Raw genomic sequence first — 26,916 nt, 5'->3', positions numbered from 1 at the left:
GCTTAGTTCGTAGCTCCAGGAACCGCGGTTGCGTTGCGGACCTTGTATATTCCTTCGGCGGTCATCGCGCGCAGCTGGGCGCGGTTGAAGCCGACCTTCGCGCCGCCCGGCGTGCAATTGCCTATTGCGGCGATCAGGCGCTGCATTGCCGCTTTCTCATCGGCCGACGCCGGCGCCGATCGCACCAGCTGGTCGGCGGCCACGGGATCGCGCGACGCGGCGCATCGCGTGACGTCGTACAGAACCTGACCCGGCTGTCCGCTCCCTTCGAACGGCGCAGGCGGGCCCACGATCGCTGCCGGCGCAGCGGCGAAACTGTCCAGGTAAAGCCGCTCCGCGATTGCCCCGCGCACGGCGGCAGCGTCGGGCCGATCCTTGGTAAACGCGGCACCGCACGCCGACTTCTTGTCGACGAACTTGCGCGCCGCGTCACGCGATTGGCCGCTCTGGGGTTCAAGCGCGATCAGCGCGCGCGCGCCCGCGGCATCGGCGCTTACCACGCAACTGCCGAACGCCTTGAGCACCGCGTCGTCCTGCGCCAGGGCCGGCAACGGCGCCAGCATCAGGCCGAGCCCGGCCAGTTTCAGAACCATGCTCATTCGGCGGCCTCCATCATCGGTGCTTCGCCATTGCCCTGACGCTCGTTGATCCGCCGCTCCATCTCCGGGCGGAAATGCTTGATCAGCCCCTGTATCGGCCACGCCGCGGCGTCGCCGAGCGCGCAGATCGTGTGACCCTCGACCTGCTTGGTGACCTGAAGCAGCGTATCGATCTCGCTGAGGTCGGCGTCGCCGGTGCGCATCCGCTCCATCACGCGCCACATCCAGCCAGTGCCTTCGCGGCACGGAGTGCACTGGCCGCAGCTCTCATGCTTGTAGAAATAGCTGAGTCGCGAAATCGCGCGGACGATGTCGGTCGATTTGTCCATGACGATGATCGCCGCGGTGCCGAGCCCTGAGCCGACGGCCTTCAGGCCATCGAAATCCATCGCGCAGTCCATGATCTGCGCCGCCGGAACCAAGGGCACTGAGGAGCCACCTGGGATCACCGCGAGCAGATTGTCCCAGCCACCACGAATGCCGCCGCAATGCGTCTCGATCAGTTCGCGGAAGCTGATGCTCATCGCCTCCTCGACCACCACAGGCTTGTTCACATGGCCGCTAATCTGGAAGAGCTTGGTGCCCTTGTTGTTCTCCGCGCCGAAGCTGGAGAACCATTCGGGCCCGCGCCGCAGGATCGTCGGGACGACTGCGATCGATTCGACATTGTTGACCGTCGTCGGGCAGCCATAGAGCCCTGCGCCCGCCGGGAACGGTGGCTTCAACCGCGGCTGGCCCTTCTTGCCCTCGAGACTCTCGAGCATCGCGGTCTCTTCGCCGCAGATATAAGCGCCGGCGCCGCGATGGACGAAGACGTCGAAATCATAGCCCGAGCCCGCGGCATTCTTGCCGAGCATGCCCGCATCATAGGCCTCGGCGACCGCCGCGAATAGCGTCTCCGCCTCGCGAATATATTCGCCGCGGATGTAGATATAGGCCGCCCGTGCGCGCATCGCGAAGCCGGCGATCAGCGCGCCTTCGATCAATTTGTGCGGATCATGGCGGATGATCTCGCGATCCTTGCACGAGCCCGGCTCGGATTCGTCGGCGTTGATCACCAGGAAGTTGGGCCGCTCGGGCTTGGGTTCCTTGGGCATGAAGCCCCATTTCACGCCCGTCGGGAAGCCCGCACCGCCACGCCCGCGCAGGCCCGAAGCCTTGACGCGATCGATGATCGTGTCCTGCCCCAGCGCCATCAGCGCCTTGGTATTGTCCCAGTCGCCGCGGACACGCGCCGCGGGCAGGTTCCAGGGCTGGAACCCGTAGACATTGGTGAAGATGCGGTCCTTGTCGGCGAGCATTACCGGCCGCTTCCCTTGTTCTTGAAGAACATCATGTAAATCAACACCGCGATGCCGATCAGGATCAGCGGGCCGAGCAGCGAGAAGGTGATGCGCAGGACCCAGCCGAGCACGACCAGCCCGCCGATGACCGCCAGGATCGTGACGATCAGATTCTTGTTCTCGCGGATCATGCCCATTCCCCCCGATAGTCGTGATTCTCGGATACCATCGCGGTCAGATTGGTGGGCCCGCCCTCGGCGGCGCTGGTCTGGCGATCGATCTGCGGGCCGGGCTTGGGGCTTTCGCCGCGTGCCAGCGCATCCAGGATCGCGACGGTCTTGTCGTAATCGAGATCCTCGAAATTATCGTCGTTGATCTGCACCATCGGCGCATTGGCGCAGGTTCCCAGGCACTCGACTTCGCTGAGCGTGAACATGCCGTCGGCGGTCGTGTGCCCCTTGCTCATCCCGCGATTCTTGCACGCGGCCATCACATCGTCCGAACCGCGCAGCATGCACGGCGTCGTCCCGCAGACCTGCACATGATAGCGGCCGACCGGCACCAGATTGAACATCGTGTAGAAGGTCGCGACTTCGAACACGCGCATATAGTGCATGCCCAGCTCGCGCGCGACGAACTCGATCACCGGGATCGGCAGCCAGCCCTGCGTATTGGTCTCCGCCCCCACCTGGCGCTGCGCCAAATCGAGGAAAGGGATCGACGCCGACTGCTGCCGCCCCGGCGGATAGCGCCCGACGATCTCGCGCGCCTTCTCGGAATTTTCCGGCGTCCAGGCGAAATTGCCCCAGCGGGCGCGGGTCTCGGCTTCGTCGGGAAGGGTTGGTGCGTCAGCCATCAGCGGTCACATTCACCAAAAACAATATCCATCGCGCCCAGGATCGCCGTCGTGTCGGCGAGCATGTGCCCGCGCGACATGAAATCCATCGCCTGCAAATGACTGAACGCGGTCGGCCGCACCTTGCAGCGATACGGCTTGTTGGTGCCATCGCTCACCAGATAGACGCCGAACTCGCCCTTGGGGCTCTCGGTCGCGACATACACTTCGCCCGCCGGCACGTGATACCCTTCGGTGAACAGCTTGAAGTGGTGGATCAGCGCTTCCATCGATTGCTTCATCTCGCCCCGCTTGGGCGGTGCCACCTTGCGATCGAGCGTCAGCACCGGCCCCTCGGGCATGTCCGCCAGGCACTGCTTCATGATCCGCGCCGATTGGCGAACCTCCTCGACGCGCACCATGAAGCGATCATAGCAATCGCCGCGGGTGCCGACGGGAATGTCGAACTCCATCCGGTCATACACGTCGTAAGGCTGTGACTTGCGCAGATCCCAGGGGATGCCCGCGGCGCGGATCATCGGCCCCGAGAAACCCCATTTGATCGCATCGTCGCGGCTCACCACGGCGATGTCGACGTTGCGCTGCTTGAAGATGCGGTTCTCGGCCACCAGGCTGATCGCATCCTCGAACAGGCGCGGCAGCCGCGTGTCGAGCCAGTCGCCGATGTCGGTCAGCAGCTTGAGCGGCACGTCCTGCCGCACCCCGCCGACGCGGAAATAGTTCGCATGCATCCGCGCGCCGGAGGCACGCTCATAGAAATTCATGCAATCTTCGCGCAGCTCGAACAGCCACAGGTTCGGCGTCATCGCGCCGACGTCCATCACGTGCGAACCCAGGTTCAGCATATGATTCTTGATGCGCGTCAGCTCGGCGAAGAAGACGCGGAGATATTGCGCGCGGATCGGCACTTCGAGGTCGAGCAGCTTCTCGACTGCGAGCACATAAGTGTGCTCCATCGCCATCGGCGAGCAATAATCGAAGCGATCGAAATAGGGCAGCGCCTGGGTGTAGGTCTTGTACTCGATCAATTTCTCGGTGCCGCGATGGAGCAGCCCGATATGCGGATCGACTCGCTCAACGATCTCGCCATCCAGCTCGAGCACGAGACGCAGCACGCCGTGCGCCGCAGGATGCTGCGGACCGAAATTGATCGTATAGTTCTGGATCTCGACATCGCCCGTAGCCGTGTCGTCGAGCGTCTCGCGCCCCATGATCTGGTCGATGGTGTCGCTCATTGGTTCTGGCCCTTGCCCTTGGTCGGGACGACATCCGGATCCTTGGGCTTGTCCTCAGGCTGGTTGCCGGGATCGGGCTCGCCCGCGCCGGTATCCTCGGTGCCTTCGGTGGTCTTGCTGGTCTTGGCGTGCGGCGTCACGGTCTTGTCGTTCCTGACCCCGGCCTTGATGATCTCGTCGGCGGAAAGCGGCGTCGGTGCGCCCTTCGCCTCGGGCACTGCCGGCGTGGCTGCAGGCTGTGCGGGCGTCGGCGCGGGCTTGCCCTGCGGCGTATCGCCCGGCCCTGGGCCGCTCGGCGCCTTCTCGTCGCCCGGCAGCACATATTGCGCGCCTTCCCACGGGCTCATGAAATCGAAATTGCGGAAATCCTGCGCCAGATTGACGGGCTCATAGACCACGCGCTTGGCCTCTTCCGAATAACGCAGCTCGACATAGCCGGTCATCGGGAAATCCTTGCGCAGCGGATGCCCGACGAAGCCATAGTCGGTCAGGATGCGCCGCAGGTCGGTATTTCCCTCGAACAGCACGCCATACATGTCGTACACTTCGCGCTCGAGCCAGCCCGCCACCGGCCAGATGCCCGTGACGCTGGGGATCGCCTGCTCTTCGTCAGCCGAGGCCCGCACCTGAATGCGGTGGTTGCGGGTCAGCGACAGCAGGCAATAGACCACTTCGAACCGCTCGGGCCGCTCGGGATAATCGACGCCGGCGATTTCCATCAGCTGCTGATAGGCCAGCCCCGGCGTGTCGCGCAGCGCGATCATCGCCTCGACCAACCGCGCGCGATCCACGTTAAGCGAAACTTCGCCGACCGCATCCTTGGCCGACAACAGCATGTCGCCGAGCGCAGCCTCGGCCGCCTCGATCACGCCGTCATTGGCAGTATATCGGGGTGCGGGCGCCCTCACCGTTCGAGCGTCCCGATGCGGCGGATCTTCCGCTGCAGCTGCATCACGCCATACAGCAACGCCTCGGCGGTCGGCGGGCAGCCCGGGACATAGATGTCCACCGGCACGATCCGGTCACAGCCGCGGACGACGGAATAGCTATAGTGGTAATAGCCGCCGCCATTGGCGCAGCTGCCCATCGAAATCACATATTTCGGCTCGGACATCTGGTCGTAAACGCGGCGCAGGGCCGGAGCCATCTTGTTGCAGAGCGTACCCGCGACGATCATCACGTCGGACTGACGTGGGCTCGCGCGCGGCGCGGCGCCGAAGCGCTCCATGTCGTAGCGCGGCATGTTGACGTGGATCATCTCGACCGCGCAGCAGGCCAGCCCGAAGGTCATCCACCACAGCGAGCCGGTGCGCGCCCACTGGAACAGCTCCTCGGTCGACGTGACCAGGAAACCCTTGTCGCCGATCTCGGCATTGATGTCGTCGAGGAACGCGACGTTCGGCAACGTCCCCGGCGGCGGAGGGCTCAATTCTACTCCCACTCCAACGCACCTTTCTTCCACGCATAAACCAGGCCGAGCGCGAGCTCGCCGATAAACACCATCATCGAAATCCACGCGGTCCAGCCGAGATCGAACACCGATACCGCCCAAGGGAACAGGAAGGCCGCTTCGAGATCGAAGATGATGAAGAGGATCGCGACCAGATAGAAACGCACATCGAACTGGCTGCGGCTGTCCTCGAACGCCGGGAAGCCGCACTCATATTCGGTGAGCTTCTCAGGGGTAGGCTGATGCGTGCCCGTCAGGCGGCCGACCGCCATCGGCGCGAACACGAAGACGCTCGAAAGCACCAGCGCCACGCCGAGGAACAGCAGGATCGGCAGATATTGCGATAAATCGACCAAGACACCTTCTCGCGGATGCGGAATCTAGGGGTGGCTTTAGGAGCATGCCCCCGGTGCGGCAAGGCCCGGAGGCCTGAGAATGCTTCGCAATAAGCGGGGCTTGCGCCGCCCCTTACTGGTTGCGCAGCGCGTTCGCGACGAGCTTGTGCAGCTTGGAGTGAATCACGTCGTTTGCCGCCAGGAACTGGTTGCGCTCGCGCGCCATGTCCTGCCCGCGGAAATCGGTGACGAAGCCCCCGGCCTCCTTGACCATCAGCATCCCCGCCGCGACGTCCCAGGGCTTAAGGTGCGATTCCCAATAGCCGTCGAAGCGCCCCGCCGCGACCCACGCCAGATCGAGCGCCGCGGCGCCCAGCCGGCGAATCCCCGCGACTTCGGGCGCCACTGCGCCGAAAATCCGGCTCCATTCGGCGAAATCGCCATGCCCCATGAAGGGAATGCCGGTCGCGATCAGCGAATCGGCCAGATCGCGCCGCGCCGATACGCGCAGCCGCTGGTCCTGCACCCAGGCCCCCCTGCCCTTTTCGGCCCAGAAGCTCTCGTCGGTCATCGGCTGGTAGATATAGCCGGTGGTGACCTCGGGCCGCCCCTGGCTGCCATGCGGATCTTCCACCGCGACCGAGATGCAGAAATGCGGGATGCCGTGGAGGAAGTTGCTGGTGCCGTCGAGCGGATCGATGATCCAGCGCGGCTTGTTGGGATCGCCGGCAATCTCGCCGCGCTCCTCGACCAAAAAGCCCCAATCGGGCCGCGCATGCTGCAGCTCCTCGATCAGCGTATCCTCGGCGCGACGATCGGCGATAGACACGAAGTCGGCCGGGCCCTTGCGGCTCACCTGCAGCTGCTGGACCTCGTTAAAGTCGCGCCGAAGCCGCGGCCCCGCCTTGCGGCAGGCACGCTCGATGACGGTGATGAGGCCGGAATGGGAAACCACTATCTATCTCCCCCCTCCCGCTTGCGGGAGGGGTCGGGGGAGGGCCTGTCAGATCATCAGAGGGGAAAGCGTGAGGCCCTGAACACCCCCTCCCCTAACCCCTCCCGCAGGCGGGAGGGGAACAAGAAGTATCAGTCGGCGCGCTTCACGTAGGTCTGCTCGTAAACGTCGACCACGATCCGCGTGCCCGCGCCGATATGCGGCGGCACCATCACGCGCACGCCGTTCTCCAGCACCGCAGGCTTGTAGCTCGAAGAGGCGGTCTGCCCCTTCACCACCGCATCCGCCTCGACGATCATCGCCTCGATCGTGTCGGGCAGCTGGACCGAGATCGGCCGCTCGTCCCAAAGCTCGAGCACCACGTCCATCCCGTCCTGCAGGAAGGCCGCGGCATCGCCCAGGATCCCGGCGTCGAGCGTGATTTGCTCGTAATTGTCCTTGTCCATGAAGGTCAGCGCGTCGCCGTCGCGGAACAGGAACTGGAAGTCCTTGGTGTCGAGCCGCACGCGCTCCACCGTCTCCGCCGAGCGGAAACGGACGTTGTTCTTGCGGCCGTCGATGAGGTTCTTCATCTCGACCTGCATATAGGCGCCGCCCTTGCCGGGCTGGGTGTGCTGAATCTTGACGGCCTTCCAGATGCCGCCTTCATATTCGATGATATTGCCGGGACGGATGTCCACGCCGCTGATCTTCATGGGAAGAGACCTGTATACTGAGAAAGAGCGAAGGCGGGCCTTTAGCCCCGGGGCGCCGAACCCGCAAGCAGCGGATAGGGATTGACCGGCCGCCCCTGGTGCCAACGCTCTTCGGGCCGCATCCGCGACACGCCGAAATGAAGGTGGAAGTTGCCCGTGCCCGAATTGCCCGTGTCGCCGACATAGCCCAGCAAGTCGCCCGGTCGCACCTGCATTCCTTCGACAAGGCCGGGGGCGTAGCCTTGCAGATGCGCATAATAGTAGCTCCACAACCGATCTGGCGAGCGAACATAGACTGAAATTCCGCCCACGCCCTTGCTGTCGAACAGCTTCTCCACGGTTCCGGGTGCGGCGGCGATCACCGGCGTGCCGCCTGCCGCCATGATGTCCGTCGCCTGATGCTGCCGCGCGCCCGCGTCCCGGCTCTGACCCCAGGTATCGACGATCTGTCCGCGCGGGACGCCCTGCACGGGGACCGTAAGAAGCGCGTGGCTGAAGCTATTTCCCTCGTTCGCCCGGGTCATCGGCGTTGCTGGCTGGGGCACCGGAGCGGCGACCGGGGCGGACGCCGGCACGATGCGGACCATCGACGCCACGGCAATAAGCAAGAGCAGCAGGACCGCCCCGAGCCCGATCGTAGCCCGCCTAGCCATATTTACTCTTGGAAGAGCGCTTCGGTGCCGGCCTTGACCATCAGCGCAAGTCGCGCGGCGTCCCAATTGGTCAATCGGATGCAGCCATGGCTCTGGGTACGGCCGATATTCTGCGGTTCGGGAGTGCCGTGGATGCCGTAATGCTCCTTCGACAGATCAAGCCATACCACGCCCACCGGCCCATTCGGACCCGCCGGGAGCAACGTTTTCTCGTCGCCCGGCTTGGAATCCCAGAACAGGTCCGGGTTGAAATGAAATTTGGGATTGGTGTCGACCACATTGATCTTCCACGTACCCAGCGGCAGCGGATCGTGCTGGCTGCCCATCGAGGCGCTGAATTGCGCCACGAGCTTGTCGTCCTTGTCGAAAACCTTGAGCACCTTTTCCGACTTGTCGACCACGATCCGCTCACCCGCAGGCTGAGTGCCGTTGACGTTCAGATCGGCCAGCGTCTGGCGCCATTCGGGCTTGAGATCGCTCGCATATTCGCGCGCTTCGGGCACGACGTTGGGAAACAGGAAGGCGGCACCCGACGCGATCGAACCACCGCCCGGATTGAGCTCCACCAGCAGCTCGGGCGTCGTGTGGAACATCTCGGCGAGCTTCTCGAGCGGACGGGCATAGCCGAGCGACGCGAGCATGGCCTGGTCCTCCGGCTTGTCCGGCATCGGATTGACGTACGGCCCGCGCAGCATCGCCGCATCGAGCGCCACCCGCACCACCGGCCGGCGCGCGCGATAGGGATGCAGCGCGCTCAGCGTCGCTTTGTCGAGCTTTCCGCTCGTCGTGAGCCCGCGGGCGCTCTGGAAGCCCTTGAGGGCCGCAGTCAGCGACTGCCCCTCGCGCCCATCGACGATCCCCGGCGAGAAACCAAGCGAGTCGAGGATCACCTGCGCGTGCATGACAGTATAGTCGATCGCCGGCTTGGCCTTGGAAGCCTTGGCCTCGGGCTGTGCTGCCAGCGGAGTGACGGAAATCAACGCGAGACAGGCGGCGGCACCGAGAACTTTCTTACGCACAAACAGGCTCCTGACCAAAGGGATCAGCCGGTGAACGAATACGACTTGATCTTGTTTCCCAACGGAAACGACTGGCCTGTCAGGCGGCCAGTACAGCGTCGAACGCCCTCACGGCAGCTGCCTCGTCGCCACCCCAAACCGCGTGCGAGACGGCCAGGAAGTCGGCGCCTGCGGCTACCAGCGCCGGCGCGTTCTCGGGCGTGATTCCCCCAATCGCGACGCACGGAATCTCGAAGACCGTCGTCCACCAGCTCAGCAGCGCCGGGTCGGCGACGTGGCGGGTTTCCTTGGTCGGGGTGGGATAGAAGGCCCCGAACGCGACATAATCGGCCCCCGCCTCGCCGGCTTCCATCGCCAGATGCCGGCTATTGTGGACCGTCATACCGATCTGCGCGCTCGGCCCGAGGACCGAACGCGCTTCGCGCGCATCACCATCGTCCTGCCCCAGATGCACTCCGTCCGCGCCCAGGCGCCTAGCCAGGCTGATGCTGTCGTTGACCAGGAACGCCACGTCGCGATCGCTGCAGATCCGCTGCAGCGGTTCGGCAAGCTTCACCGCTTCATGCTGATCCACGCCCTTCACGCGAAACTGGAACGCCGCCACAGGCCCCGCATCCAGCGCGCGCGCCAACCGATCGGCGAATCCCCCCGTCACGTCCAGCGGCGAGATGAGGTAGAGCTGGCAGGCCGGCCGACGCGGATCGCGAACGAATTGGTCCGCAAATCCCGCCAGCGCATTTTCTTCGATCATGTCCTCGGAATCATCCATGCCATACTCCACTATCCGCCTTGGCGATTCCGAACGGAACTGCCGCCATTCGCGTGGCCGCTTCTACCTCGCGGCGCTCGTGGTCAAGCGCCGTGCAGGCCGACGCCAAGAGGCGATGAGGGCGAAACTAGGCTTTGCGAAAGCTCGCCCCCGGAACAGGCCTGGTCTCCGCACTCAGTTCGAAACCCGCAATTAGCGGCCGCCCCTTGGCGATGGCTTCGCGTACAGCCGGCAGCTGCAGCGACGCCGCATGGCTTTCCTTCTTGTCCCAGATTTCGGTAATCCAGATTGCCTCGACGTCCGTCGCGTCCTCCGCGACCAGATAGGCCAGGCAGCCCGGCATTGCCGCAGTTCCCGCGCCGAGGATTTCGATCAGCTCGGTACGCTTGCCCGGCTGTGCCTTCATCTTGCCGATCATCCCGAACGTCGCTTCACGCTCTTCCACATGCAGTCCTTTCGCGAAGGCGCCGCCGCCCAGCAAGCCGATCGCCAGCCCGGCCAGGACGGGACGCCGGCCCGTCATACCGACGCGAGGCTCTTCTGGGTCGACGCGGTATAGATTTCGTCGATCGCCTCGCCCAACGCTGCGTCGAAGGCGGAATCGCTCATCCCGTGTCGCAAATCTTCCAGAAGCGCGCGGCTGAAGCTCGCGATCATGCCGCGGTTCTTCGCCAGCTCGGCACAGGCCTCAGCGCGCGCGAAGCCGCCCGACAGCGCAACCACCCGCAACACCCTGGGATGTTCTACCAGCGCATCGAACGTGCCCGGAACCTCGGGAATGGAAAGCTTCAGCATCACCTTGGGGCCGTTTGCGTCATCGTCGAGCGCGGACAATATCTCGTCGCGGAGGATCAGGTCGGCGGAACCGCGCTCGGGCGACTTGATGTTGATCTCGGGCTCCAGGATCGGCATCAGCCCGGCCGCGATCACTTGATCGGCAACCTCGAACTGCTGCGCGACGATCGCCGCGATCCCGTCCTTGTTCGCCAGAGCGATCACCGAACGTTCCTTGGTGCCGAAAACCCCCAGCCCCTTTGCCCGCGCGAGGAGGGTATCGAGCCCGGGAATCGGCTTCATCAGCTGAACGCCGTTCGCTTCCGCCTCCAGACCCTTGTCGATCTTGAGGAACGGCACGACGCCCTTGTCGATCAGCGCCTGTGGTGCCGTCTTGCCGGCAACCTGACCGTCCATCGTCCGCTCGAAGAGGATCGCCCCGATCACCTTGTCGCCAGTGAAGGCGGGCGAGCTGATGATCCGGCTGCGCATCTCGTGGATGAGCGCGAACATCGCCTCGTCGCCATCATAGGCGCTCTCGTCGATGCCATATCCCTTGAGCGCCTTGGGGGTGGAGCCGCCCGATTGGTCCAGCGCGGCGATGAAGCCCTTTCCGTCGGCGATCTTGGCAGTCATCTCGGCAGCGTTCATGTCGAATCCTCTTGGGTGCTTTGCGATGCGCTATTGCAGCGCGTCGCGCACCTTGGAAGGCTGACAACGCAGGTCAGCGTGCGAGCGCGGCCACTCCGGGCAATTCCTTGCCCTCCATCCATTCCAGAAACGCACCGCCGGCCGTCGAGACGAAGCTGAAATCGTCGGCCACCCCCGCCTGGTTGAGCGCGGCGACGGTGTCCCCGCCCCCGGCGACCGATACCAGCGAGCCCTCGCGGGTCAGCGCCGCTGCGGTTTTCGCCAGCGCCACCGTCGCGGTGTCGAAAGGCGGGGTCTCGAACGCGCCGAGCGGCCCGTTCCACACGAGCGTGCGGCAATTCTTGAGCACGTCGGCCAGCGCCTCGGTCGCAGCCGGGCCGATGTCGAGGATCATCTCGTCGGGCCCGACTTCGTGCACATTGACGGTCCGCACCGGCGGATTGGCACGAAATTCGATCGCAACCACCACGTCATAGGGAAGATGGACGACGCAGTTCGCCCGATCCGCCGCGTCGAGAATTTCCTCGGCGGTGGCCGTCAGATCATGCTCGCATAGCGACTTGCCGACATTCACGCCGCGCGCGGCGAGGAACGTGTTCGCCATCCCCCCGCCGATGATCAGATGATCGACCTTCGCCACCAGATGCCGCAGCACGTCGAGCTTGGACGAGACTTTGGCGCCTCCGACCACCGCCGCCACCGGATGCTCGGGCGTGCCTAGCGCCTTGTTGAGGGCGTCGAGTTCGGCCTCCATCTGGCGCCCCGCATAGGCCGGCAGCGCACGCGCCAGTCCCTCCGTCGAGGCATGTGCACGGTGCGCCGCCGAGAAGGCATCGTTGACGTAGAGATCGCCGAGCGCCGCGAGGCGCGCGACGGTCTCGGGCGCATTCTTCTCCTCGCCAGAGTCGAAGCGGGTGTTTTCGAGAATGCCGACTTCGCCGTCCGCCATCTTGGCGATCACGTCCGCCGCCTGCTGGTCGTCGATGAAGCGCACCGGGCGTCCCAGCACCGCCTCGAACGGCTTGGTCACCAGCGCCAGGCTCATGCTGGGATCACGCTGCCCCTTGGGCCGCCCGAAGTGCGCTAGGACGATCACCTTCGCGCCCTTGTCCGAAAGCTCGGCCACGGTCTGCACCGCGGCGCGCAACCGGGTATCGTCGGTCACAGCACCATCGGCCATCGGCACGTTGAGGTCCTCGCGGACCAGTACGCGCTTGCCAGTCACATCGCCGATATCTTCGAGCGTCTTGAAGTTGCGCGCCATGTTAGTGCCCTATCCGTAAGCGCTCCCCTCCCGCTTGCGGGAGGGGTCGGGGGAGGGCCTGGCCGCAAAGTGCGTTGCCGGAGGCACTCCCCTCCCCTAGCCCCTCCCGCAAGCGGGAGGGGAACCATTTAACCCAGCTTCGCCATCGCCGCACCGGTATCGACCATGCGGTTCGAGAAGCCCCATTCATTGTCGTACCAGCTGACGACCCGCACCAGCTTGCCGTCGATCACCGCGGTCTCGAGGCTGTCGACCGTTGACGAAGCCGGCGTGTGGACGATGTCGATCGAGACCAGCGGATCCTCGGAATAGACCAGGATACCCTTCAACGCCTCGCTCTCCGAAGCCGCCTTCAGGATCGCATTCACCTCGTCACGAGTCGTGTCGCGCTTCGGGGTGAAGGTCAGATCGACCAGCGAACCGTCCGGCACCGGCACGCGGATCGCGCTGCCGTCCAGCTTGCCCTTCAACTCGGGGAGAACCTCACCCACCGCGCGCGCCGCGCCGGTGGTGGTCGGGATGATGTTCATCGCCGCCGCCCGTGCCCGCCGCAGATCGGGGTGGATCTGGTCGAGGATCTTCTGGTCGTTGGTATAGGCATGGACCGTGGTCATCAGTCCGCGCTCGATCCCGATCGAATCGTTGAGCACCTTGGCGACCGGCGCCAGGCAGTTGGTCGTGCACGACGCATTAGAGACGATCGTGTGCCCGGCCTCGATCTTGTCCTCATTCACGCCGAACACGACGGTCAGGTCGACGCCCTTACCCGGGGCCGAGATCAGCACCTTCTTCGCGCCCGCATCGATATGCTTCTGCGCCGAGGCGCGATCGGTAAAGAAGCCCGTGCATTCCAGCACCAGCTCGACGCCATTCTCGGCATGCGGCAGGTTGGCCGGATCCTTCTCGGCGGTCACCTTCACGCGCTTGCCGTCGATCACCAGATCGTTGCCCTCGGCCGAGACGGTGCCGGGATACTTCCCGTGAACGCTGTCGCGCGAGAATAGCCAGGCATTGGACTTGGCATCGGCCAGGTCGTTGATCGTGACGAGCTCGAGGCCGCTTTCGGGGCGCTCGAGGATGGCGCGCGCCACGAGACGCCCGATACGTCCGAAACCGTTGATCGCAACCTTGGTCATGCCTGTTCTCCGTTCAATCGCTCGATGATCCGCGGCACGATCGCGCCGGCAGTGAGCCCGAATTGCTCGTAAAGCCCGAGATAGGGTCCCGACGCGCCGAAAACATCCACGCCGAAGTTCAGTCCGTCGCCGGTGTAGCGCTCCCAGCCGGTGGTGACCCCCGCCTCGATCGAAACGCGCAGCGTATCGCGCGGGATCAGGTCGGCACGGTAGTCGGCAGGCTGCTTGTCGAATCGCGACCAGCACGGCATCGACACGACGTCAGCCCCGATCCCCTGCGCTTCCAGCGCCGCACGAACCGCCACCGCGACTTCGACTTCGGACCCGGTTGCAAGCAGCACCACTTTCCGGGGCGCTTCCGCCGCCGCGAGCCGATAGCCGCCCTTGATCGCCCCGCCCTTGCTCAGCTGCGGCAGATTCTGCCGCGACAGCGCCAGCAGCGAAGGCCCCTTTTCGCGCGCGACGGCGGCGCCCCAGGCCTCGGCGGTCTCGACCGCATCGCAGGGGCGCCAGACTTCGAGATTCGGGATCAGCCGCAGCGACATGACATGCTCGATCGGCTGGTGCGTCGGCCCATCCTCGCCGAGCCCGATCGAATCGTGCGTCATCACAAAGGCGACGCGCACCCGCTGCAGCGCCGAGAGCCGGATCGCGGGCCGGGCATAATCGCTGAACACCAGGAAGGTGCCGCCATAGGGCATCACCCCGCCGTGCAGCGCCAGCCCGTTCATCGCCGCCGCCATGCCGAATTCGCGGATGCCATAGCGGATATAGCGCCCGCCATAATTGTCTGCGGTCAGGTCCTCCAGACCCTTGGTCAGCGTATTGTTCGAAGGCGTAAGGTCAGCCGAACCGCCGATCGTCTCGGGCAGCGAGGCATTGATCGCGTCGAGCGCAAGCTGGCTCGCGGTGCGCGTCGCGATATTCTTCGGATCGGCGAGCAGCGTCTCGATATGCGCGTCCAGCGCAAAGCCCTCGGGCAGTACGCCCGACATCCGCCGGGAAAATTCCGCACCGTTCGAATCACCTGCGAGCTTCTGCTTCCACTCGCCATGAACCGCACCACCACGCGAACCGGCTTCCAGCCACGCAGCGCGAATATCCTCGGGCACTTCGAACGGCGGATAATTCCAGCCCAGTGTCTCGCGCGCCGCCGCAACCTCGGCCGCGCCCAGCGGCGAGCCGTGCGTCTTCGACGTCCCCTGGAAGTTCGGCGCACCCTTTCCGATGATCGTCCGGCAGCGCACCAGCGAGGGTCGGTCGTCCGCCAGCGCTTCGTCGAACGCGCGGGCGATATCGGCCTCGTCATGCCCGTCGCATTCGACGACATGCCAGCCGGTCGCGCGATAGCGTGCCGGAATATCCTCGCTCGACGACAGCGACACCGCCCCGTCGATCGTGATCTTGTTGTCGTCCCACAGCAGGATCAGGCGGCCGAGCTTCAGATGCCCGGCAATCCCGATCGCCTCATGGTTGATGCCTTCCATCACGCAGCCGTCGCCCGCGATCACCCAGGTGCGATGATCGACCAGAACATCGCCGAATTCCGCGTTCAGGTGCCGCTCGGCGATCGCCATGCCCACGGCCATCGCCACGCCCTGCCCGAGCGGACCGGTGGTCGCCTCGACCCCGGCGAGCTCGAAATTCTCCGGGTGTCCGGCGCAGGGACTGCCGACCTGGCGGAAGTTCCTGATGTCGTCGAGCGTCGGCCGAGCATATCCCGTGAGGTGCAGGAGCGAGTAGAGCAGCATCGATCCATGCCCGGCGGAGAGCACGAAACGGTCGCGATCGGGCCATTTGGGGTCGGCCGGATCATATTTCAGATAGCGCTGGAACAGCACGGTCGCGACGTCGGCCATGCCCATCGGCATGCCGGGATGGCCCGAATTGGCGGCCTCCACTGCGTCCATGGAAAGTGCGCGGATTGCGTTGGCGCATGTCGTGAAGGATGCGGTCACTCGGACTCCCCTTTAAGTCGCGGGCAGCCTTTGCGGGCGTCGCACCCACACGTCAACCGACTCGCCGCTTCGCAAATGCGTCGGGGCTTGCCGCACCGCCCGGCGGTGCCTATCCGAGTCTCCTGATGTCAGATGCTTACGCAGACCGTATCGAAAATGCGCTCGCCCGGATCGAGGCGGCGGCGGCGGCGCGTGCCTATGCCAGCGATCGACTGGCCCGGCGCCATGCCAAGCTGCGCGCGCGAATTCAGGAGGCCGTCGCTTCGCTCGATTCCCTGATCGTGCGCGAATCTCCGGCGGACGGCGACTGATGGACATATTGCTCAATATCGCCGGCCGCACCCACGCCATCGCCGCGCGCGAAGGCGAGGAACCCCATCTCCGCCAGCTCGAGGCATTGATCGCGCGCCACGCCGAATCGGCCCAGCGCGCGGCCGGGCCCAATTCCGAACGCGTCCTGGTCTATCTCACGCTGATCCTCGCCGATCTGCTCGACGATGCAGAGCGCAACCCGCCCGAAGGAGTCTCCCCGCTCCTGCTCGATCGCATCGCCGATCGTCTGGAAGCGGTCGCAGCGGCACTTGAGGAAGATGCCGCGGACGCCTAAGTAAGGGGCGGCGGGCACTGCCCGGTACGAGCTCTCAGATATCCCTGAGGCTATTCATCATCCATGGGAGCTGTCCCTGTGCAGATCCTGGTCTGCGGCACATGGTTCCCACCTGACGTACCGCGCGTCAGAGGATATGCGAGCAAACGGCCACGGCGGTCCCGCCACCCCGCCCGTCTGCCATGAGCATCGATAAGCCCGCCTTGCGCGCGCAGCTTCGCGCCGATCGCGATCGGTTTGCAGCCGAAACGAGCCGCGCCATTCTCGCACCGCCGTCGTTCTTGGATCGTCTCAAGCCCGGAATGGTGGTCGCCACCTATTGCGCGGTGGGTGGCGAGGCCGACCCGGCAATGCTGGCCGCCGCTGCCATCGAGCAAGGCTGCACGCTCGCGCTCCCCTTCGTCGTCGATCGAGCCACCCCGATCCGCTTCCTCGCCTGGCAGCGGGGCGATCTGCTGGTCGAGGGCCCGTACAAGTTGCGCCAGCCCGCTATCTCCAGCAGCGAGGTCGCCCCCGATCTCATCCTGTCGCCGCTGATCGGCTTCGATCGCCGTCTCAACCGCCTCGGACAAGGCGGCGGCCATTACGACCGGGCGTTCGCCCGCTACGAATCAGCCTGGCGCGTCGGGGTGGCCTGGTCGATCCAGCAAGTCCCCGCTATCCCCGCCGACATCTGGGACGTGCCTTTGCACGCCATCATCACCGAGGAGGGCATGCTGTGTCACGAGGAATAGCCCCGACCTGGCGCAAGCCCGCAGGCGCATTGGGCATCGTCCTGCTCATCCTCGTCTGGGTAGTGCTCGTCGCCAGTTTCTCGGCCGAGATCGGCGCACTGCCCGTCCTGATCCAGTTGCTCGTCTACATCGTCCTGGGGATCGTCTGGATCCTGCCGCTCAAGCCCCTCTTGCGCTGGATGGAGACGGGGCGCTGGCGCTAGCGCCTTTCGTTTCTCCGGCTGGCTTCTCTCTGCCGAATCGCCGGATACCGAGCCAAACACCCCCCGCAGCCGCGATCACCGCCGCCAGCGCCATCAGCCAGTCGCGCAGCAGGTTGAGCATCGAGGTGCCCTGCTTGAGCCGCTTCTCGCGGTCGTCCGCCTTTGCCTTTTGCGCATCCGCCGGGCTGACCTCGACCGCGATCTCGATCGGTCGCGTCACCAGCGCGAATCGGCTGCGCGCGCCACCCGGCCCCATCGCCTCCACCGAAACCGTAAGCAGCAGCCTCTGCTTACCCTTCGCGAGCGGTGTCACCCGCCATTGCCAGACATCGCTCCGATCCGCGCCCAAGGTGCGTGCAGGGCCCTCCTGGCCCGTTGATTCAATTTGAAAAGCACCCCCGCTCAGGCTGGCAGTCATATATTTGCCGACCGGGATCGCCCGCTCCTCCAGTCGCCGTCCTTCCTGCCGCACCACCGCCCGCACCGCTTCGGCATTCGCGGCGAGCCCGACGCTCAGCGTGAGTTCGTACGACATCCCAACCAGCATCGTCGTCGGTGGATCGAAACTCATCAGCCCCGGCGCGAGACGCGCCTTCTGTCGCTCATAGTCGCGGCATTCCGCCTCGGGCACGTCGTCGTTGACCACGTCGCATGCGACGACTCCGTCGCCCGGCGCGGCAACCGCAGCAAGCCTCCCGCTTTGCGACCGTGTCCGCGGTGCGGACGCCGGGGCGCGCGCGCTCCAATTCGGACCGGCTTCGGCCGGCCGGCGGGGAGGAACCGGTGTCGGCACCATCGGCTCGAGGACCTCGCCCATCTCCACTGGTGGGCTCGGCAACACCTCCTCGCTGCCGATGGCGGTCACAGGACTGGCAGGCTGAAGCTCGGGGCGCGACAACCGCGCGCAACTCGAACCGGCAAAAAGCGCGAGCGACAGAATCAGACGCAGACGCATCGCTTCCCTCCGGATGGGTGCACGCAGACTGGCGACTGGCTTGTTTTACGGTCAGGCTATAGCGAAGCAGCGCGGAGTCAATCAGGCGCTGGGCCGGGGCAATCCCGGGGGCATCGGCATCCGCCAATCCACGTTCCACAGGAACGGGATGGCGCGAGTGACGGGGCTCGAACCCGCGACCTCCGGCGTGACAGGCCGGCGCTCTAACCAACTGAGCTACACCCGCAGTATCCGTGCGAGGAGGCGGGCACTAGCCGCGCCTCAAATGGCTGTCAACCGGATTGGTCGCGCCCCGGACGACGATGGGGTCGCGTCTCGCCCGGATCGCGCACCAGCGTGCCATGCTCGAAAAGGAAACCCGCAATATCGGGCTTTCCGGCCGCCCGCATCACCGTCTGGATGATGATCAGTAGCGGCACCGCCAGCAGCGCCCCGGTGGTGCCCCACACCCACCCCCAGAAGCTCAGGGAGATAAGGATCAGGATCGGGCTGATCGTCAGCCGATGCCCCACCACCAGCGGAGTGACCACATTCGCCTCGACGAGATGCGCGCCGACCATGATCGCAGCCGGCATCAGCGCCCACCAGATCTCGCTGAAGCTCATCAACCCGCCGACCGCAAGCAGCAGTGCCGCCACCACCGGCCCGATATAGGGAATGTAGTTGAGTAGGGCGACGATCCCGCCCCACATCAACGGCGTCGGCATCCCAATCATCCACAGCGCGCCGGCGACGATCAGACCCAGAGTGACGTTGATCAGCGTGATCGTTCCCAAATAGGCGGACGTATCGTCCACCACATCCTGGATCACCCGCGCGGTCGCCATCGCCCCGCCGAAGCTGGAGCGGCTGGTGATTGCGTTGCGCCGCAGCCGGGTCCAGCCCGACAGGAAGAAATAGATGACCAGGATCGCGAAAAACATCTCGATCAGCGCCGAGGGAGCCGAGGTGGTGAACAGGTCCATCAGCGAACGCGGCGGCGCGGTAGCTATCGTCTGCGTCTGCACCGGCGCCGAGGCAAAGTTGTTTAGCATCTTGTCGACGAACTGTTCGAGGTTCGAATAAAATCGAATCAGCGGCTCCAGATTGTGCTGGATCTGCGGAATGCTCTCGGGGAGCTGCTGGACCCATTGCCAGGCGGGCACGACGATCGAGGCGAGCGCGACATTCGCCGTGACCAGGAACACCAGCACGCAAAAGAATGCCGCCAGCGGCGCCGGTACGCGGTGCCGTTCCAGCCATTCGAGCATCGGCACGAGGGCGATCGCAATGACGAGAGCCGCCGTGAGCGGCAGGAAGAAGGGCGAACCCGCTTGCAGCGCGAAGGGAAGCGCCAGCAACAGCCCCAGCCCGGCGCACAGCGCCAGCGACGCCATCAGCCGATCTCGCTTGAGCCCGTCGCCCATATTGTCGGGGGCCTCAGGCGTAAGGATAGGCTCGCGCGGATCGGAAGGCGCCACACCCTCCCCGCTTGCGCCGCCAGTGATCGTGCCGCCCTGTTCGTCCACTATGTCCACCCTGTTTCGCCGCACGATAGGCTTGCGCGAAGAGCCGAGCAATGAGGCGCGCTACTGATTCCTTGGCTGGAGCGCCGACGCAAACCCCGCTAGCCTCGCCTGATGGGCGAACTCCTGCTGGTCCTCGACGAAGGCACCACCTCCACCCGCGCGATGCTCTTCGAGGCGTCGGGCAAATGTCTCGGCAGCCACGCCGCCGAGCTCACCCAGCACTATCCCGGCCCCGGCCTGGTCGAGCATGACGCGAACGAGATCTGGCGCCGCACGCTCGAATGCGCAATCGCGATGGTCGACAAGGCCGGCGGCGCGGATCGCATCGCCGCGATCGGCATTACCAACCAGCGCGAAACGATCGTCTTCTGGGACAAGACGACCGGCGAACCGCTCGCCCCGGCGATCGTCTGGCAGGACCGCCGCACCGCCGCCTTGTGCCGGAAATTGCGCGACGCCGGCGAGGAGCCCGGCGTCCAGGCGCGCACCGGCCTGCTGCTCGACCCCTATTTTTCGGGGACCAAGATCGCCTGGGCGATGGAGCATTGGCCCCAGCTCGCCGCGGCGTGCGATCGCCTCGCGATCGGCACGGTCGAGAGCTGGCTGGTCTGGAAGCTCACCGGCGGGCTCCACATCAGCGATGCCACCAACGCCTCGCGCACACTGCTGATGGGCCTCGGCAGTGGCGGCTGGAGCGATGGGCTGCTCGACATGTTCTCGGCCCCTCGCGATGCCTTGCCCGAGATCGTCGATTGCGCGGGCCGCTTCGGCACAACCCGGCTGTTCGGCGGCGAAATCCCGATCTGCGGCCTCGCCGGCGATCAGCAATCCGCGACGATCGGCCAGGCCTGCTTCGCCAAGGGCGAGACCAAGGCCACCTACGGCACCGGCGCCTTCGTCCTCACCAACGCGGGCACCACCCCGCCGGCCTCCAAGCATCGCTTGCTCGCAACCGTCCTCTGGCAACTGAACGGCCGCCGCACCTATGCGATCGAAGGATCGGTGTTCGTCGCCGGCAGCCTGATCCAGTGGCTCCGCGACGCGGTCGGCCTGATCGAGACCGCCCCCGAAACGGAGGCAATCGCGAAATCGGTCCCCGACAATGGCGGCGTCTATCTCGTCCCCGCGCTTAGCGGTCTCGGCGCCCCCTGGTGGGAGCCCGACGCCCGCGCCGCCATTTCCGGCCTCAGCTTCGCCAGCACCCGCGCCCACATCATCCGCGCCGCGCTAGAGGCGATGGCGCACCAGAGCCACGACCTCAAGACCGCCTTCGCCGCCGACGGCGCCGACTGGGCCCGCCTGCGAATCGACGGCGGCATGGTCGCCAACGACTGGATGGCGCAGGATTTGGCCGACGTACTGGCTGTACCCGTCGACCGGCCCGACTTCGCCGAGACGACTGCATTGGGGGCGGCGATGCTGGCGGGGGTCGGCTGCGGCCTGTTCAGCGGGCTGGAGGAGGCCGCCAAGATGCGCGGACCCGCGGTTACCTTCGAGCCGAAATTGGATGTAGGCCGGCGCCACGCTCGGTTGGCAGGTTGGACGCAAGCCGTCCACTCGATCGTCACCCCCGCGAAAGCTGGGGCCCATCTCCCGCACGAGCCTCAAGCGAAGCAGTAGTGGGCGGCTGCGTCTACATCGTCACCAACCGCAAGCACGGCACGCTATACACCGGCGTAACCGCCACGATCGCCTAACGCATCACCCAGCACCGCGAAAACACCGGCAGCAAGTTTGCCGCGAAGCACGCGACTGTTCGCCTCGTCTATGTCGAGCATCACGACGAAATCGAGAACGCGATCGTCCGCGAGAAGCGCATCAAGAAATGGAACCGGGCCTGGAAGATCGAACTGATCGAAGCCCTGAACCCGGATTGGCGCGATCTGTGGTTCGACCTGAACAAATAACAAAAAAAACGTCACCCCTGCGACAACGGGGGCCCATCTCCCGGGAGTTGCCGCGAGTCACAACGGCTGTTTTGCGCTTGGCGAGCACCGGAGATGGGCCCCCGCTTTCGCGGGGGTGACGCCGGATTAGGATTGTTCGGCGGAGCCCCCAAACAAGCCCCGCAGCTCGGTCTTCAAAATCTTCCCATTCGCATTACGCGGCAATACGTCCGCAACGAAGCGCACCGCCACCGGCACCTTGAACGCCGCCAGCCGCGCCCGCACCCAATCCTGCAGTTCCGCCTCGGTTGCCGACGTCCCCGGCGCCAGATGCACCACCGCCGCCGGTTCCTCGCCGAGCGAGCGATGCGGCACCCCCACCAGTGCACAGTCGGTCACCGCGGGATGGGCGTACAGGACGTCCTCCACTTCGCTCGAATAGATATTCTCGCCGCCGCGGATGATCATGTCCTTCGCCCGGTCGACGATGAACAGGAACCCCTCCTCGTCTACCCGCGCGAGGTCCCCCGTGCGCACCCAGCCGTCGACGAACGTCTCCGCGGTCGCCTCGGGCCGGTTCCAATAGCCTTTCACGATCATCGGCCCGCGCGCCCACAATTCGCCGACTTCGCCCAGCGGCAGTTCGCGATCGCCTTCCACCGACATGATCTTGAGATCCGCCGTCGCCACCGGCGGTCCGGCGCTATTCGGTCGGTTGAGATAGTCCTCGCCCGAATGCGTCGTGACCGTCGCCGTGGTCTCGGTCATTCCCCAGCCATTGCCGGGCAGCGCGCCGAATTCCTCATAGATGCGCTTGACCAGCTCGGGCGCGGAGGGTGCGCCGCCATAGCCGATGCTGTCCAGGCTCGAGAGGTCGTACTTTGCCCGTGCCGGATGCTCGAGCAATTGCCAGGCGATCGTCGGGACGCCGCCGGTCACGCTGATCCGCTCGCGCTCGATCAGCGCCATCGCGGGCTCGGGCTCCCATTTGCGCATGAAGACCATGGTCGATCCCGATGCAACCACCCCCATCATCACCGCCGAACAGGCCGTGACGTGGAACAAGGGGATCACCAGCAGGATGGTCTTCTGCTCAGGCGCCGCCGGCGGCGTCTCGCCCCGCCGCAGCATCGCCCGCGCCGCGACATAGCCGCTCGACATGATATTGGTCGCGAAATTGCGGTGCGTCCCCAGCGCGCCCTTCGGACTGCCGGTGGTGCCGCTGGTGTAGAAGATCGTCGCATCGTCATCGGGGGCGATATCTGCATCGGGAAAGCCGACATCCTCCAGCGTAGCCCAGCCCGTACTGGTGCCGATCCGGTCCTCCAATGCTGTTGCGATTCCACTCAGATCGCTCTTGGCTCGGCTCACCACCACTCGCTCGAGATCGGGCAGGTCGTCGTAGCAATGCTTGAACCGCTCGTGCCGCTCGCCGTCGACGAACAGGATCTTGGCTCCCGAATCGCGCATTGCGAACTCGACCTCGCCGCCGGTCCACCAGGCATTGAGCGGCACCATGATCGCGCCGATGCTGACGCCGGCAAAGAAGATCGCCGGCCATTCGGGCAGGTTGCGCATCGCCATCGCCACCCGGTCGCCCTTGCCGACTCCCATCTCGACCAGCCAATGCGCGATATGCGACGTCGCGCGATAATTGGCCTCGTAGGTGACGCGCTCTTCCTCCTGGATCGTGAATTCGCGCGCGCCATAGGCCCGCACCATCTGCGCCAGCAGCCGCAGCGAAGGCGGCGCATTCTTCCACACCCGCGTCTCGACGCCCTGGATCAGCGTGCTGTCCATCTCGAAGCGAGCGCCCGGCGCAGTCAGCAGCGCCTTTACCTGCTCGAGCGTCATTCTCGGCCATTCGGGATCCAGCGGCACGATCGGTTCGGGGGCCACGATGCTCTCTCTCCATCAACTTCTGAATGTTGGGTTTGGCATTTCTGCGGCCCCATGAACAACGTTAGTGTTGATTCGAGACGCGCTCAAGGCAATAGGAGAAGCGCACCGCCGCGCGATGCACAAGCGTAGATTCGAACAAGAGGTATGCCGCCCGCATGCAAATGCACCAGCCCGGACGCTACGGATTCGATGCCGCGCGGCTGGCGCGGATCGATGCGTTCGTGAAGGAGCGCTATCTCGATTCGGGTCGCTTCCCCCACGCCCAATTGCTCATCGCCCGCGAAGGCGAGATCGTCCATTTCTCGCACCAGGGCCCGGCGCGCGAAGACGGCGCCCCTGTCGACGACACCACCCTGTTCCGCATCGCCTCGATGACCAAGCCGGTCACCAGCCTCGCCTTCATGATGTTGGTCGAGGAGGGCAAGGTCGGGCTCGACACGCCGGTCCACCACGTCCTCCCGGAGTTCAAGGGCGTCGGCGTCTATGCCGGCGGCGGCGGCGGCGTTTCGTTCGTCACCAAGGCCACCGCCGAGCCGATGCGGATGGTCGATCTGCTCCGCCATACCTCGGGCCTCACCTACAGCTTCCAGAACCGCACCAATGTCGACGCCGCCTATCGCGAGTCGAAGCTCGAGAGCTGGTACAACGGCCTGACCCTCGACGAATTCGTTGCCGCCCTTGCCAAGCTCCCGCTCGAATTCTCGCCCGGCGCCGAATGGAATTATTCGGTGTCCACCGACGTGCTCGGTGCCGTGGTCCAGCGCCTATCGGACACGATGCTCGATCGCTTCTTCGCCGAGCGGATCTTTGCGCCCGTCGGCATGCAAGACACCTTCTTCCAGGTGCCCGCCGAAAAGATCGCTCGCCTCGCCGATTGCTGGGCGCTCGTCGATGGCAAACCTGCCCTCTACGATCGCGGCGCCAATTCTGCATGGGCTAAGGCGCCCCGACTGGTCTCTGGCGGCGGTGGGCTCGTCTCGACTGCGCTCGACTATCACCGCTTCAACACGATGCTGCTCAACAAGGGCACGTTCGGGGGCACGCGTCTGGTCAGCCCGAAGACGATCGAGCTGATGACGATGAACCACCTTCCCGGCGGCCAGGATCTCACCGCAATGTCGCGCGCCTTGTTCAGCGAGGCAACCAATGCAGGCACCGGCTTCGGCCTCGGCTTTGCGGTCACGATGGACGTCGCCAAATCGCTCATGCCAGGCTCGGCAGGCGAGTTCTACTGGGGCGGCATGTTCTCGACCGCCTTCTTGGTCGATCCGGTCGAACGTGTCTCGATGGTCTTCATGACTCAATTCTCGCCATCGATGCTCTACCCCGTCCGCCGCGAGCTCAAGACGCTGATCTATTCGGCCCTGACATGACCCTTCACCAGCAATCGATCTTTGCGCCTTCGCGCCTTTGCGTGAACCACTAATTGGAGACCGAACATGACCTCCCCCATCACCACCAGCCGCCAGGGCGAAGTCCTGATCCTCACCTCGGACAGCCCGCCGGTGAACGCCCTCTCCGCCGCGGTCCGCCAGGGCCTCCAGGCCGGCATCGAGCAGGCGCGCGACGATGAGAGCATCCAGGCGGTCGTCATCGTCTGCGCCGGCAAGACTTTCTTCGCCGGCGCCGACATCACCGAATTCGGCAAACCGATGCAGGAGCCCGCGCTCCCCACCTTGGTCGACATGATCGAGGCGCTCGACAAGCCCGTCATCGCCGCGATCCACGGCACCGCGCTGGGCGGCGGCTGCGAAGTCGCGCTCGGCGCCCATTATCGCATCGCCGTCCCCTCGGCCAAGCTCGGCCTGCCCGAAGTGAAGCTCGGCATCCTCCCCGGCGCGGGCGGCACCCAGCGCCTGCCGCGCGTCGCCGGCGTCGAATTCGCGCTGGAACTCGCCGCCAAGGGCGATCCCGTCTCCGCCGCAAAAGCCCAGCAGGCCGGCCTCGTCGATCGCCTCGCCGGCGAAGACAGCCTGCTCGACGACGCCGTCGCCTTCGCCCGCGAAGTCGCCACCGCCCGCCCGCTCCCGCGCGCGTCGGCCAAGTCTATCACTGCCGATCCGTCGGTGTTCGAAACCTTCCGCAAGACCAACGGCAAGCGCTTCCGTGGCTTTGAGGCCCCCGCCGAGATCATCTCGGTGATCGAAAACAGCATGGGTAAGCCCTTTGCGGAAGGCGTCGCGCTCGAGCGCCAGGGTTTCATGAAGCTGATCATGAGCGTCCAGTCCGCCGCCCAGCGCCACATCTTCTTCGCCGAGCGCAAGGCCGGCAAGATCGACGGTGTCGCCGATGACATCGCGCTCCGCCCGATCAAGCGCGTCGGCGTGATCGGCGCCGGCACGATGGGCGGCGGCATCAGCATGAACTTCCTCTCGGCGGGCATCCCGGTGACCATCGTCGAGATGCAGCAGGAGGCGCTCGATCGCGGCGCCGGCACGATGCGCAAGAATTACGAAGCGAGCGCCGCCAAGGGTCGGATCAAGCCCGAGCAGGTCGATCAGGCGATGGGGCTGCTCAACCCGACGCTCGATTTCGACGCGCTCGGCGACTGCGATCTGATCATCGAGGCGGTCTATGAAGAAATGTCGGTCAAGAAGGACATTTTCGGCCGGCTCGACAAGATCGCCAAGCCCGGCGCGATCCTCGCCTCCAATACTTCCTATCTCGACGTCAACGAAATCGCCGCATCCACCTCGCGCCCGCAAGATGTTCTCGGCCTCCACTTTTTCTCGCCCGCCAATGTTATGAAGCTGCTCGAAGTCGTCCGCGGCGACAAGACGGCGGACGACGTGCTCGCCACCGCGATGGCGGTCGCCAAGAAGATCAAGAAGGTCGCGGTCGTCGCCGGGGTCTGCCACGGCTTCATCGGCAATCGCATGCTGATGCCGCGTCAGGTCGAGGCGATGAAGCTGCTGATGGAAGGCGCCACCCCCGAACAGATCGATCGCGTCCATGTCGACTTCGGCATGCCGATGGGCCCGTTCCAGATGAGCGACCTCGCCGGGGTCGACATCGGCTGGCACCGCGATCCCACCCGAATCGAGAATATCCGCGACGCACTCGCCGCCGAAGGCCGCTGGGGCCAGAAGAAGAGCGCAGGCTTCTACGACTATGATGAGAAGCGCCAGCCCTCGAACAGCCCCCGCGTCGCCGAGATCATCGAGGATTTCCGCAAGAAATCGGGCGCGGTCCAGCACGAAGTCACCGACGAGGAAATCGTCGAGCGCACGCTCTACCCGATGGTCAACGAAGGCGCGCTGATCCTCGCCGAAGGCAAGGCCCAGCGCGCGTCGGACATCGATGTCGTCTGGATCTACGGCTATGGCTGGCCGGTCTATCGCGGCGGCCCGATGTTCTGGGCCGACACCGAGGGCCTCAAGAAGATCGTCGCCGGGCTCGAGAAGCACGGTTTCAAGGTAGCGCCGTTGCTCCGCGAGAAGGCCGAGAAGGGCGCGCGGTTCAACTGACGGCACGGCCAAGGCGCGCCGC

29 protein-coding genes and 1 tRNA gene are annotated in these 26,916 nt (G+C 65.2%); 7 read left to right on the top strand and 23 right to left on the bottom strand.

Annotated features, from left to right (window positions below):
* Positions 1 to 2: 2 nt before the first annotated feature.
* From OKW87_RS02845 to tkt, 18 genes are all read right to left on the bottom strand, one after another.
* Positions 3 to 599 (bottom strand): hypothetical protein, encoded by a 597-nt coding sequence (locus OKW87_RS02845; RefSeq protein ID WP_265542146.1) that lies wholly within the window; start codon positions 597 to 599, stop codon positions 3 to 5.
* Positions 596 to 1,900: an NADH-quinone oxidoreductase subunit NuoF gene (gene nuoF / locus OKW87_RS02840; RefSeq protein WP_265542145.1), complete on the bottom strand. Its 1,305-nt coding sequence runs from the start codon at positions 1,898 to 1,900 to the stop codon at positions 596 to 598. The genes OKW87_RS02845 and nuoF overlap by 4 nt, the downstream gene beginning before the upstream one ends.
* A complete protein-coding gene (locus tag OKW87_RS02835; RefSeq protein ID WP_265542144.1) occupies positions 1,900 to 2,073 on the bottom strand; it encodes a hypothetical protein in 174 nt (57 codons plus the stop codon). The genes nuoF and OKW87_RS02835 overlap by 1 nt, the downstream gene beginning before the upstream one ends.
* Entirely contained in the window at positions 2,070 to 2,738 is a 669-nt protein-coding gene (locus OKW87_RS02830) for a complex I 24 kDa subunit family protein (RefSeq protein WP_265542143.1), read from the bottom strand. The genes OKW87_RS02835 and OKW87_RS02830 overlap by 4 nt, the downstream gene beginning before the upstream one ends.
* Positions 2,738 to 3,973: an NADH-quinone oxidoreductase subunit D gene (locus OKW87_RS02825; protein WP_265542142.1), complete on the bottom strand. Its 1,236-nt coding sequence runs from the start codon at positions 3,971 to 3,973 to the stop codon at positions 2,738 to 2,740. The genes OKW87_RS02830 and OKW87_RS02825 overlap by 1 nt, the downstream gene beginning before the upstream one ends.
* A complete protein-coding gene (locus OKW87_RS02820) occupies positions 3,970 to 4,881 on the bottom strand; it encodes an NADH-quinone oxidoreductase subunit C (protein WP_265542141.1) in 912 nt (303 codons plus the stop codon). The genes OKW87_RS02825 and OKW87_RS02820 overlap by 4 nt, the downstream gene beginning before the upstream one ends.
* On the bottom strand, positions 4,878 to 5,414 hold the full coding sequence (locus tag OKW87_RS02815) for a NuoB/complex I 20 kDa subunit family protein (protein ID WP_184083441.1): 537 nt from the start codon (positions 5,412 to 5,414) through the stop codon (positions 4,878 to 4,880). The genes OKW87_RS02820 and OKW87_RS02815 overlap by 4 nt, the downstream gene beginning before the upstream one ends.
* Complete coding sequence (locus OKW87_RS02810; RefSeq protein ID WP_265542139.1) at positions 5,405 to 5,779, bottom strand: NADH-quinone oxidoreductase subunit A; 375 nt, start codon at positions 5,777 to 5,779, stop codon at positions 5,405 to 5,407. Before OKW87_RS02810 ends, OKW87_RS02815 begins: the two co-directional genes overlap by 10 nt.
* 112 nt (positions 5,780 to 5,891) lie before the next feature.
* On the bottom strand, positions 5,892 to 6,713 hold the full coding sequence (locus OKW87_RS02805; RefSeq protein ID WP_265542137.1) for an inositol monophosphatase family protein: 822 nt from the start codon (positions 6,711 to 6,713) through the stop codon (positions 5,892 to 5,894).
* Positions 6,714 to 6,844: 131 nt separating this feature from the next.
* Positions 6,845 to 7,408 carry an elongation factor P gene (efp, locus tag OKW87_RS02800; protein WP_265542135.1) on the bottom strand — a complete coding sequence of 188 codons (564 nt, stop codon included), beginning with the start codon at positions 7,406 to 7,408 and terminating at the stop codon, positions 6,845 to 6,847.
* 41 nt (positions 7,409 to 7,449) lie between these two features.
* Positions 7,450 to 8,061, bottom strand: coding sequence for a M23 family metallopeptidase (locus OKW87_RS02795; RefSeq protein ID WP_265542133.1), 612 nt, complete (start codon positions 8,059 to 8,061; stop codon positions 7,450 to 7,452).
* 2 nt (positions 8,062 to 8,063) lie between these two features.
* Positions 8,064 to 9,080: a L,D-transpeptidase family protein gene (locus OKW87_RS02790; RefSeq protein ID WP_265542131.1), complete on the bottom strand. Its 1,017-nt coding sequence runs from the start codon at positions 9,078 to 9,080 to the stop codon at positions 8,064 to 8,066.
* A 79-nt stretch (positions 9,081 to 9,159) separates the two neighbouring features.
* On the bottom strand, positions 9,160 to 9,849 hold the full coding sequence (thiE, locus tag OKW87_RS02785) for a thiamine phosphate synthase (protein ID WP_265542129.1): 690 nt from the start codon (positions 9,847 to 9,849) through the stop codon (positions 9,160 to 9,162).
* A 127-nt stretch (positions 9,850 to 9,976) separates the two neighbouring features.
* Positions 9,977 to 10,372, bottom strand: a complete 396-nt coding sequence (locus OKW87_RS02780; protein WP_265542127.1) for a putative quinol monooxygenase — start codon at positions 10,370 to 10,372, stop codon at positions 9,977 to 9,979.
* Positions 10,369 to 11,274, bottom strand: coding sequence for a fructose bisphosphate aldolase (locus tag OKW87_RS02775; RefSeq protein WP_265542125.1), 906 nt, complete (start codon positions 11,272 to 11,274; stop codon positions 10,369 to 10,371). The genes OKW87_RS02780 and OKW87_RS02775 overlap by 4 nt, the downstream gene beginning before the upstream one ends.
* 73 nt (positions 11,275 to 11,347) lie before the next feature.
* Positions 11,348 to 12,538, bottom strand: a complete 1,191-nt coding sequence (locus OKW87_RS02770) for a phosphoglycerate kinase (protein WP_265542122.1) — start codon at positions 12,536 to 12,538, stop codon at positions 11,348 to 11,350.
* Between the two features lie 128 nt (positions 12,539 to 12,666).
* Positions 12,667 to 13,674: a type I glyceraldehyde-3-phosphate dehydrogenase gene (gap, locus tag OKW87_RS02765; RefSeq protein WP_265542120.1), complete on the bottom strand. Its 1,008-nt coding sequence runs from the start codon at positions 13,672 to 13,674 to the stop codon at positions 12,667 to 12,669.
* Positions 13,671 to 15,632: a transketolase gene (gene tkt, locus OKW87_RS02760; protein ID WP_265542118.1), complete on the bottom strand. Its 1,962-nt coding sequence runs from the start codon at positions 15,630 to 15,632 to the stop codon at positions 13,671 to 13,673. Before tkt ends, gap begins: the two co-directional genes overlap by 4 nt.
* 125 nt (positions 15,633 to 15,757) lie before the next feature.
* Here tkt and OKW87_RS02755 point away from each other — a divergent pair, with 125 nt between their 5' ends.
* From OKW87_RS02755 to OKW87_RS02740, 4 genes are all read left to right on the top strand, one after another.
* Positions 15,758 to 15,943, top strand: coding sequence for a hypothetical protein (locus OKW87_RS02755; protein ID WP_265542116.1), 186 nt, complete (start codon positions 15,758 to 15,760; stop codon positions 15,941 to 15,943).
* A complete protein-coding gene (locus tag OKW87_RS02750) occupies positions 15,943 to 16,239 on the top strand; it encodes a cell division protein ZapA (protein ID WP_265542115.1) in 297 nt (98 codons plus the stop codon). Before OKW87_RS02755 ends, OKW87_RS02750 begins: the two co-directional genes overlap by 1 nt.
* A 182-nt stretch (positions 16,240 to 16,421) precedes the next feature.
* A complete protein-coding gene (locus tag OKW87_RS02745; protein WP_265542113.1) occupies positions 16,422 to 16,973 on the top strand; it encodes a 5-formyltetrahydrofolate cyclo-ligase in 552 nt (183 codons plus the stop codon).
* On the top strand, positions 16,958 to 17,176 hold the full coding sequence (locus tag OKW87_RS02740; RefSeq protein ID WP_265542111.1) for a DUF2842 domain-containing protein: 219 nt from the start codon (positions 16,958 to 16,960) through the stop codon (positions 17,174 to 17,176). The genes OKW87_RS02745 and OKW87_RS02740 overlap by 16 nt, the downstream gene beginning before the upstream one ends.
* Here OKW87_RS02740 and OKW87_RS02735 read toward each other — a convergent pair.
* The 3 genes from OKW87_RS02735 to OKW87_RS02725 form a co-directional block, all read right to left on the bottom strand.
* Positions 17,133 to 18,131, bottom strand: a complete 999-nt coding sequence (locus OKW87_RS02735) for a hypothetical protein (RefSeq protein WP_265542110.1) — start codon at positions 18,129 to 18,131, stop codon at positions 17,133 to 17,135. The genes OKW87_RS02740 and OKW87_RS02735 overlap by 44 nt on opposite strands.
* 149 nt (positions 18,132 to 18,280) lie before the next feature.
* Positions 18,281 to 18,357, bottom strand: a tRNA-Asp gene (locus tag OKW87_RS02730).
* A 46-nt stretch (positions 18,358 to 18,403) separates the two neighbouring features.
* Positions 18,404 to 19,537, bottom strand: a complete 1,134-nt coding sequence (locus OKW87_RS02725) for an AI-2E family transporter (RefSeq protein WP_265543964.1) — start codon at positions 19,535 to 19,537, stop codon at positions 18,404 to 18,406.
* 213 nt (positions 19,538 to 19,750) lie between these two features.
* Here OKW87_RS02725 and OKW87_RS02720 point away from each other — a divergent pair, with 213 nt between their 5' ends.
* On the top strand, positions 19,751 to 21,259 hold the full coding sequence (locus OKW87_RS02720; protein ID WP_265542109.1) for an FGGY family carbohydrate kinase: 1,509 nt from the start codon (positions 19,751 to 19,753) through the stop codon (positions 21,257 to 21,259).
* A gap of 44 nt (positions 21,260 to 21,303) precedes the next feature.
* Here the strand turns inward: OKW87_RS02720 and OKW87_RS17520 are convergent, their stop codons facing one another.
* Positions 21,304 to 21,561 (bottom strand): hypothetical protein, encoded by a 258-nt coding sequence (locus OKW87_RS17520; protein ID WP_443025074.1) that lies wholly within the window; start codon positions 21,559 to 21,561, stop codon positions 21,304 to 21,306.
* Positions 21,562 to 21,672: 111 nt separating this feature from the next.
* On the bottom strand, positions 21,673 to 23,379 hold the full coding sequence (locus tag OKW87_RS02710; protein WP_265543962.1) for a class I adenylate-forming enzyme family protein: 1,707 nt from the start codon (positions 23,377 to 23,379) through the stop codon (positions 21,673 to 21,675).
* A gap of 203 nt (positions 23,380 to 23,582) precedes the next feature.
* On the opposite strand from OKW87_RS02710, the gene OKW87_RS02705 reads away from it, so the two are divergent.
* On the top strand, positions 23,583 to 24,800 hold the full coding sequence (locus OKW87_RS02705; RefSeq protein ID WP_265542108.1) for a serine hydrolase domain-containing protein: 1,218 nt from the start codon (positions 23,583 to 23,585) through the stop codon (positions 24,798 to 24,800).
* A gap of 66 nt (positions 24,801 to 24,866) precedes the next feature.
* Entirely contained in the window at positions 24,867 to 26,894 is a 2,028-nt protein-coding gene (locus OKW87_RS02700) for a 3-hydroxyacyl-CoA dehydrogenase NAD-binding domain-containing protein (protein ID WP_265542107.1), read from the top strand.
* Positions 26,895 to 26,916: the final 22 nt, after the last annotated feature.

The sequence above is a fragment of the Sphingomonas sp. M1-B02 genome (genome assembly GCF_026167525.1).
GTDB lineage: Bacteria > Pseudomonadota > Alphaproteobacteria > Sphingomonadales > Sphingomonadaceae > Sphingomonas.
The sequence above is the reverse complement of the archived record's forward strand: the minus strand, read 5'-3'. Positions and strand labels throughout refer to the sequence as shown.

Coding starts and splice junctions, on each gene's coding strand:
- OKW87_RS02830 (WP_265542143.1), bottom strand. CDS start 2,738: ATGGCTGACGCACCAACCCTTCCCGACGAAGCCGAGACCCGCGCCCGC.
- OKW87_RS02750 (WP_265542115.1), top strand. CDS start 15,943: ATGGACATATTGCTCAATATCGCCGGCCGCACCCACGCCATCGCCGCG.
- OKW87_RS02755 (WP_265542116.1), top strand. CDS start 15,758: ATGTCAGATGCTTACGCAGACCGTATCGAAAATGCGCTCGCCCGGATC.
- OKW87_RS02775 (WP_265542125.1), bottom strand. CDS start 11,274: ATGAACGCTGCCGAGATGACTGCCAAGATCGCCGACGGAAAGGGCTTC.
- OKW87_RS02705 (WP_265542108.1), top strand. CDS start 23,583: ATGCAAATGCACCAGCCCGGACGCTACGGATTCGATGCCGCGCGGCTG.
- OKW87_RS02720 (WP_265542109.1), top strand. CDS start 19,751: ATGGGCGAACTCCTGCTGGTCCTCGACGAAGGCACCACCTCCACCCGC.
- OKW87_RS02825 (WP_265542142.1), bottom strand. CDS start 3,973: ATGAGCGACACCATCGACCAGATCATGGGGCGCGAGACGCTCGACGAC.
- OKW87_RS02745 (WP_265542113.1), top strand. CDS start 16,422: ATGAGCATCGATAAGCCCGCCTTGCGCGCGCAGCTTCGCGCCGATCGC.
- nuoF (WP_265542145.1), bottom strand. CDS start 1,900: ATGCTCGCCGACAAGGACCGCATCTTCACCAATGTCTACGGGTTCCAG.
- gap (WP_265542120.1), bottom strand. CDS start 13,674: ATGACCAAGGTTGCGATCAACGGTTTCGGACGTATCGGGCGTCTCGTG.
- efp (WP_265542135.1), bottom strand. CDS start 7,408: ATGAAGATCAGCGGCGTGGACATCCGTCCCGGCAATATCATCGAATAT.
- thiE (WP_265542129.1), bottom strand. CDS start 9,849: ATGGATGATTCCGAGGACATGATCGAAGAAAATGCGCTGGCGGGATTT.
- OKW87_RS02845 (WP_265542146.1), bottom strand. CDS start 599: ATGAGCATGGTTCTGAAACTGGCCGGGCTCGGCCTGATGCTGGCGCCG.
- OKW87_RS02770 (WP_265542122.1), bottom strand. CDS start 12,538: ATGGCGCGCAACTTCAAGACGCTCGAAGATATCGGCGATGTGACTGGC.
- OKW87_RS02735 (WP_265542110.1), bottom strand. CDS start 18,131: ATGCGTCTGCGTCTGATTCTGTCGCTCGCGCTTTTTGCCGGTTCGAGT.
- OKW87_RS02725 (WP_265543964.1), bottom strand. CDS start 19,537: ATGGGCGACGGGCTCAAGCGAGATCGGCTGATGGCGTCGCTGGCGCTG.
- OKW87_RS02700 (WP_265542107.1), top strand. CDS start 24,867: ATGACCTCCCCCATCACCACCAGCCGCCAGGGCGAAGTCCTGATCCTC.
- OKW87_RS02835 (WP_265542144.1), bottom strand. CDS start 2,073: ATGATCCGCGAGAACAAGAATCTGATCGTCACGATCCTGGCGGTCATC.
- OKW87_RS02780 (WP_265542127.1), bottom strand. CDS start 10,372: ATGACGGGCCGGCGTCCCGTCCTGGCCGGGCTGGCGATCGGCTTGCTG.
- OKW87_RS02795 (WP_265542133.1), bottom strand. CDS start 8,061: ATGGCTAGGCGGGCTACGATCGGGCTCGGGGCGGTCCTGCTGCTCTTG.
- OKW87_RS02710 (WP_265543962.1), bottom strand. CDS start 23,379: ATGACGCTCGAGCAGGTAAAGGCGCTGCTGACTGCGCCGGGCGCTCGC.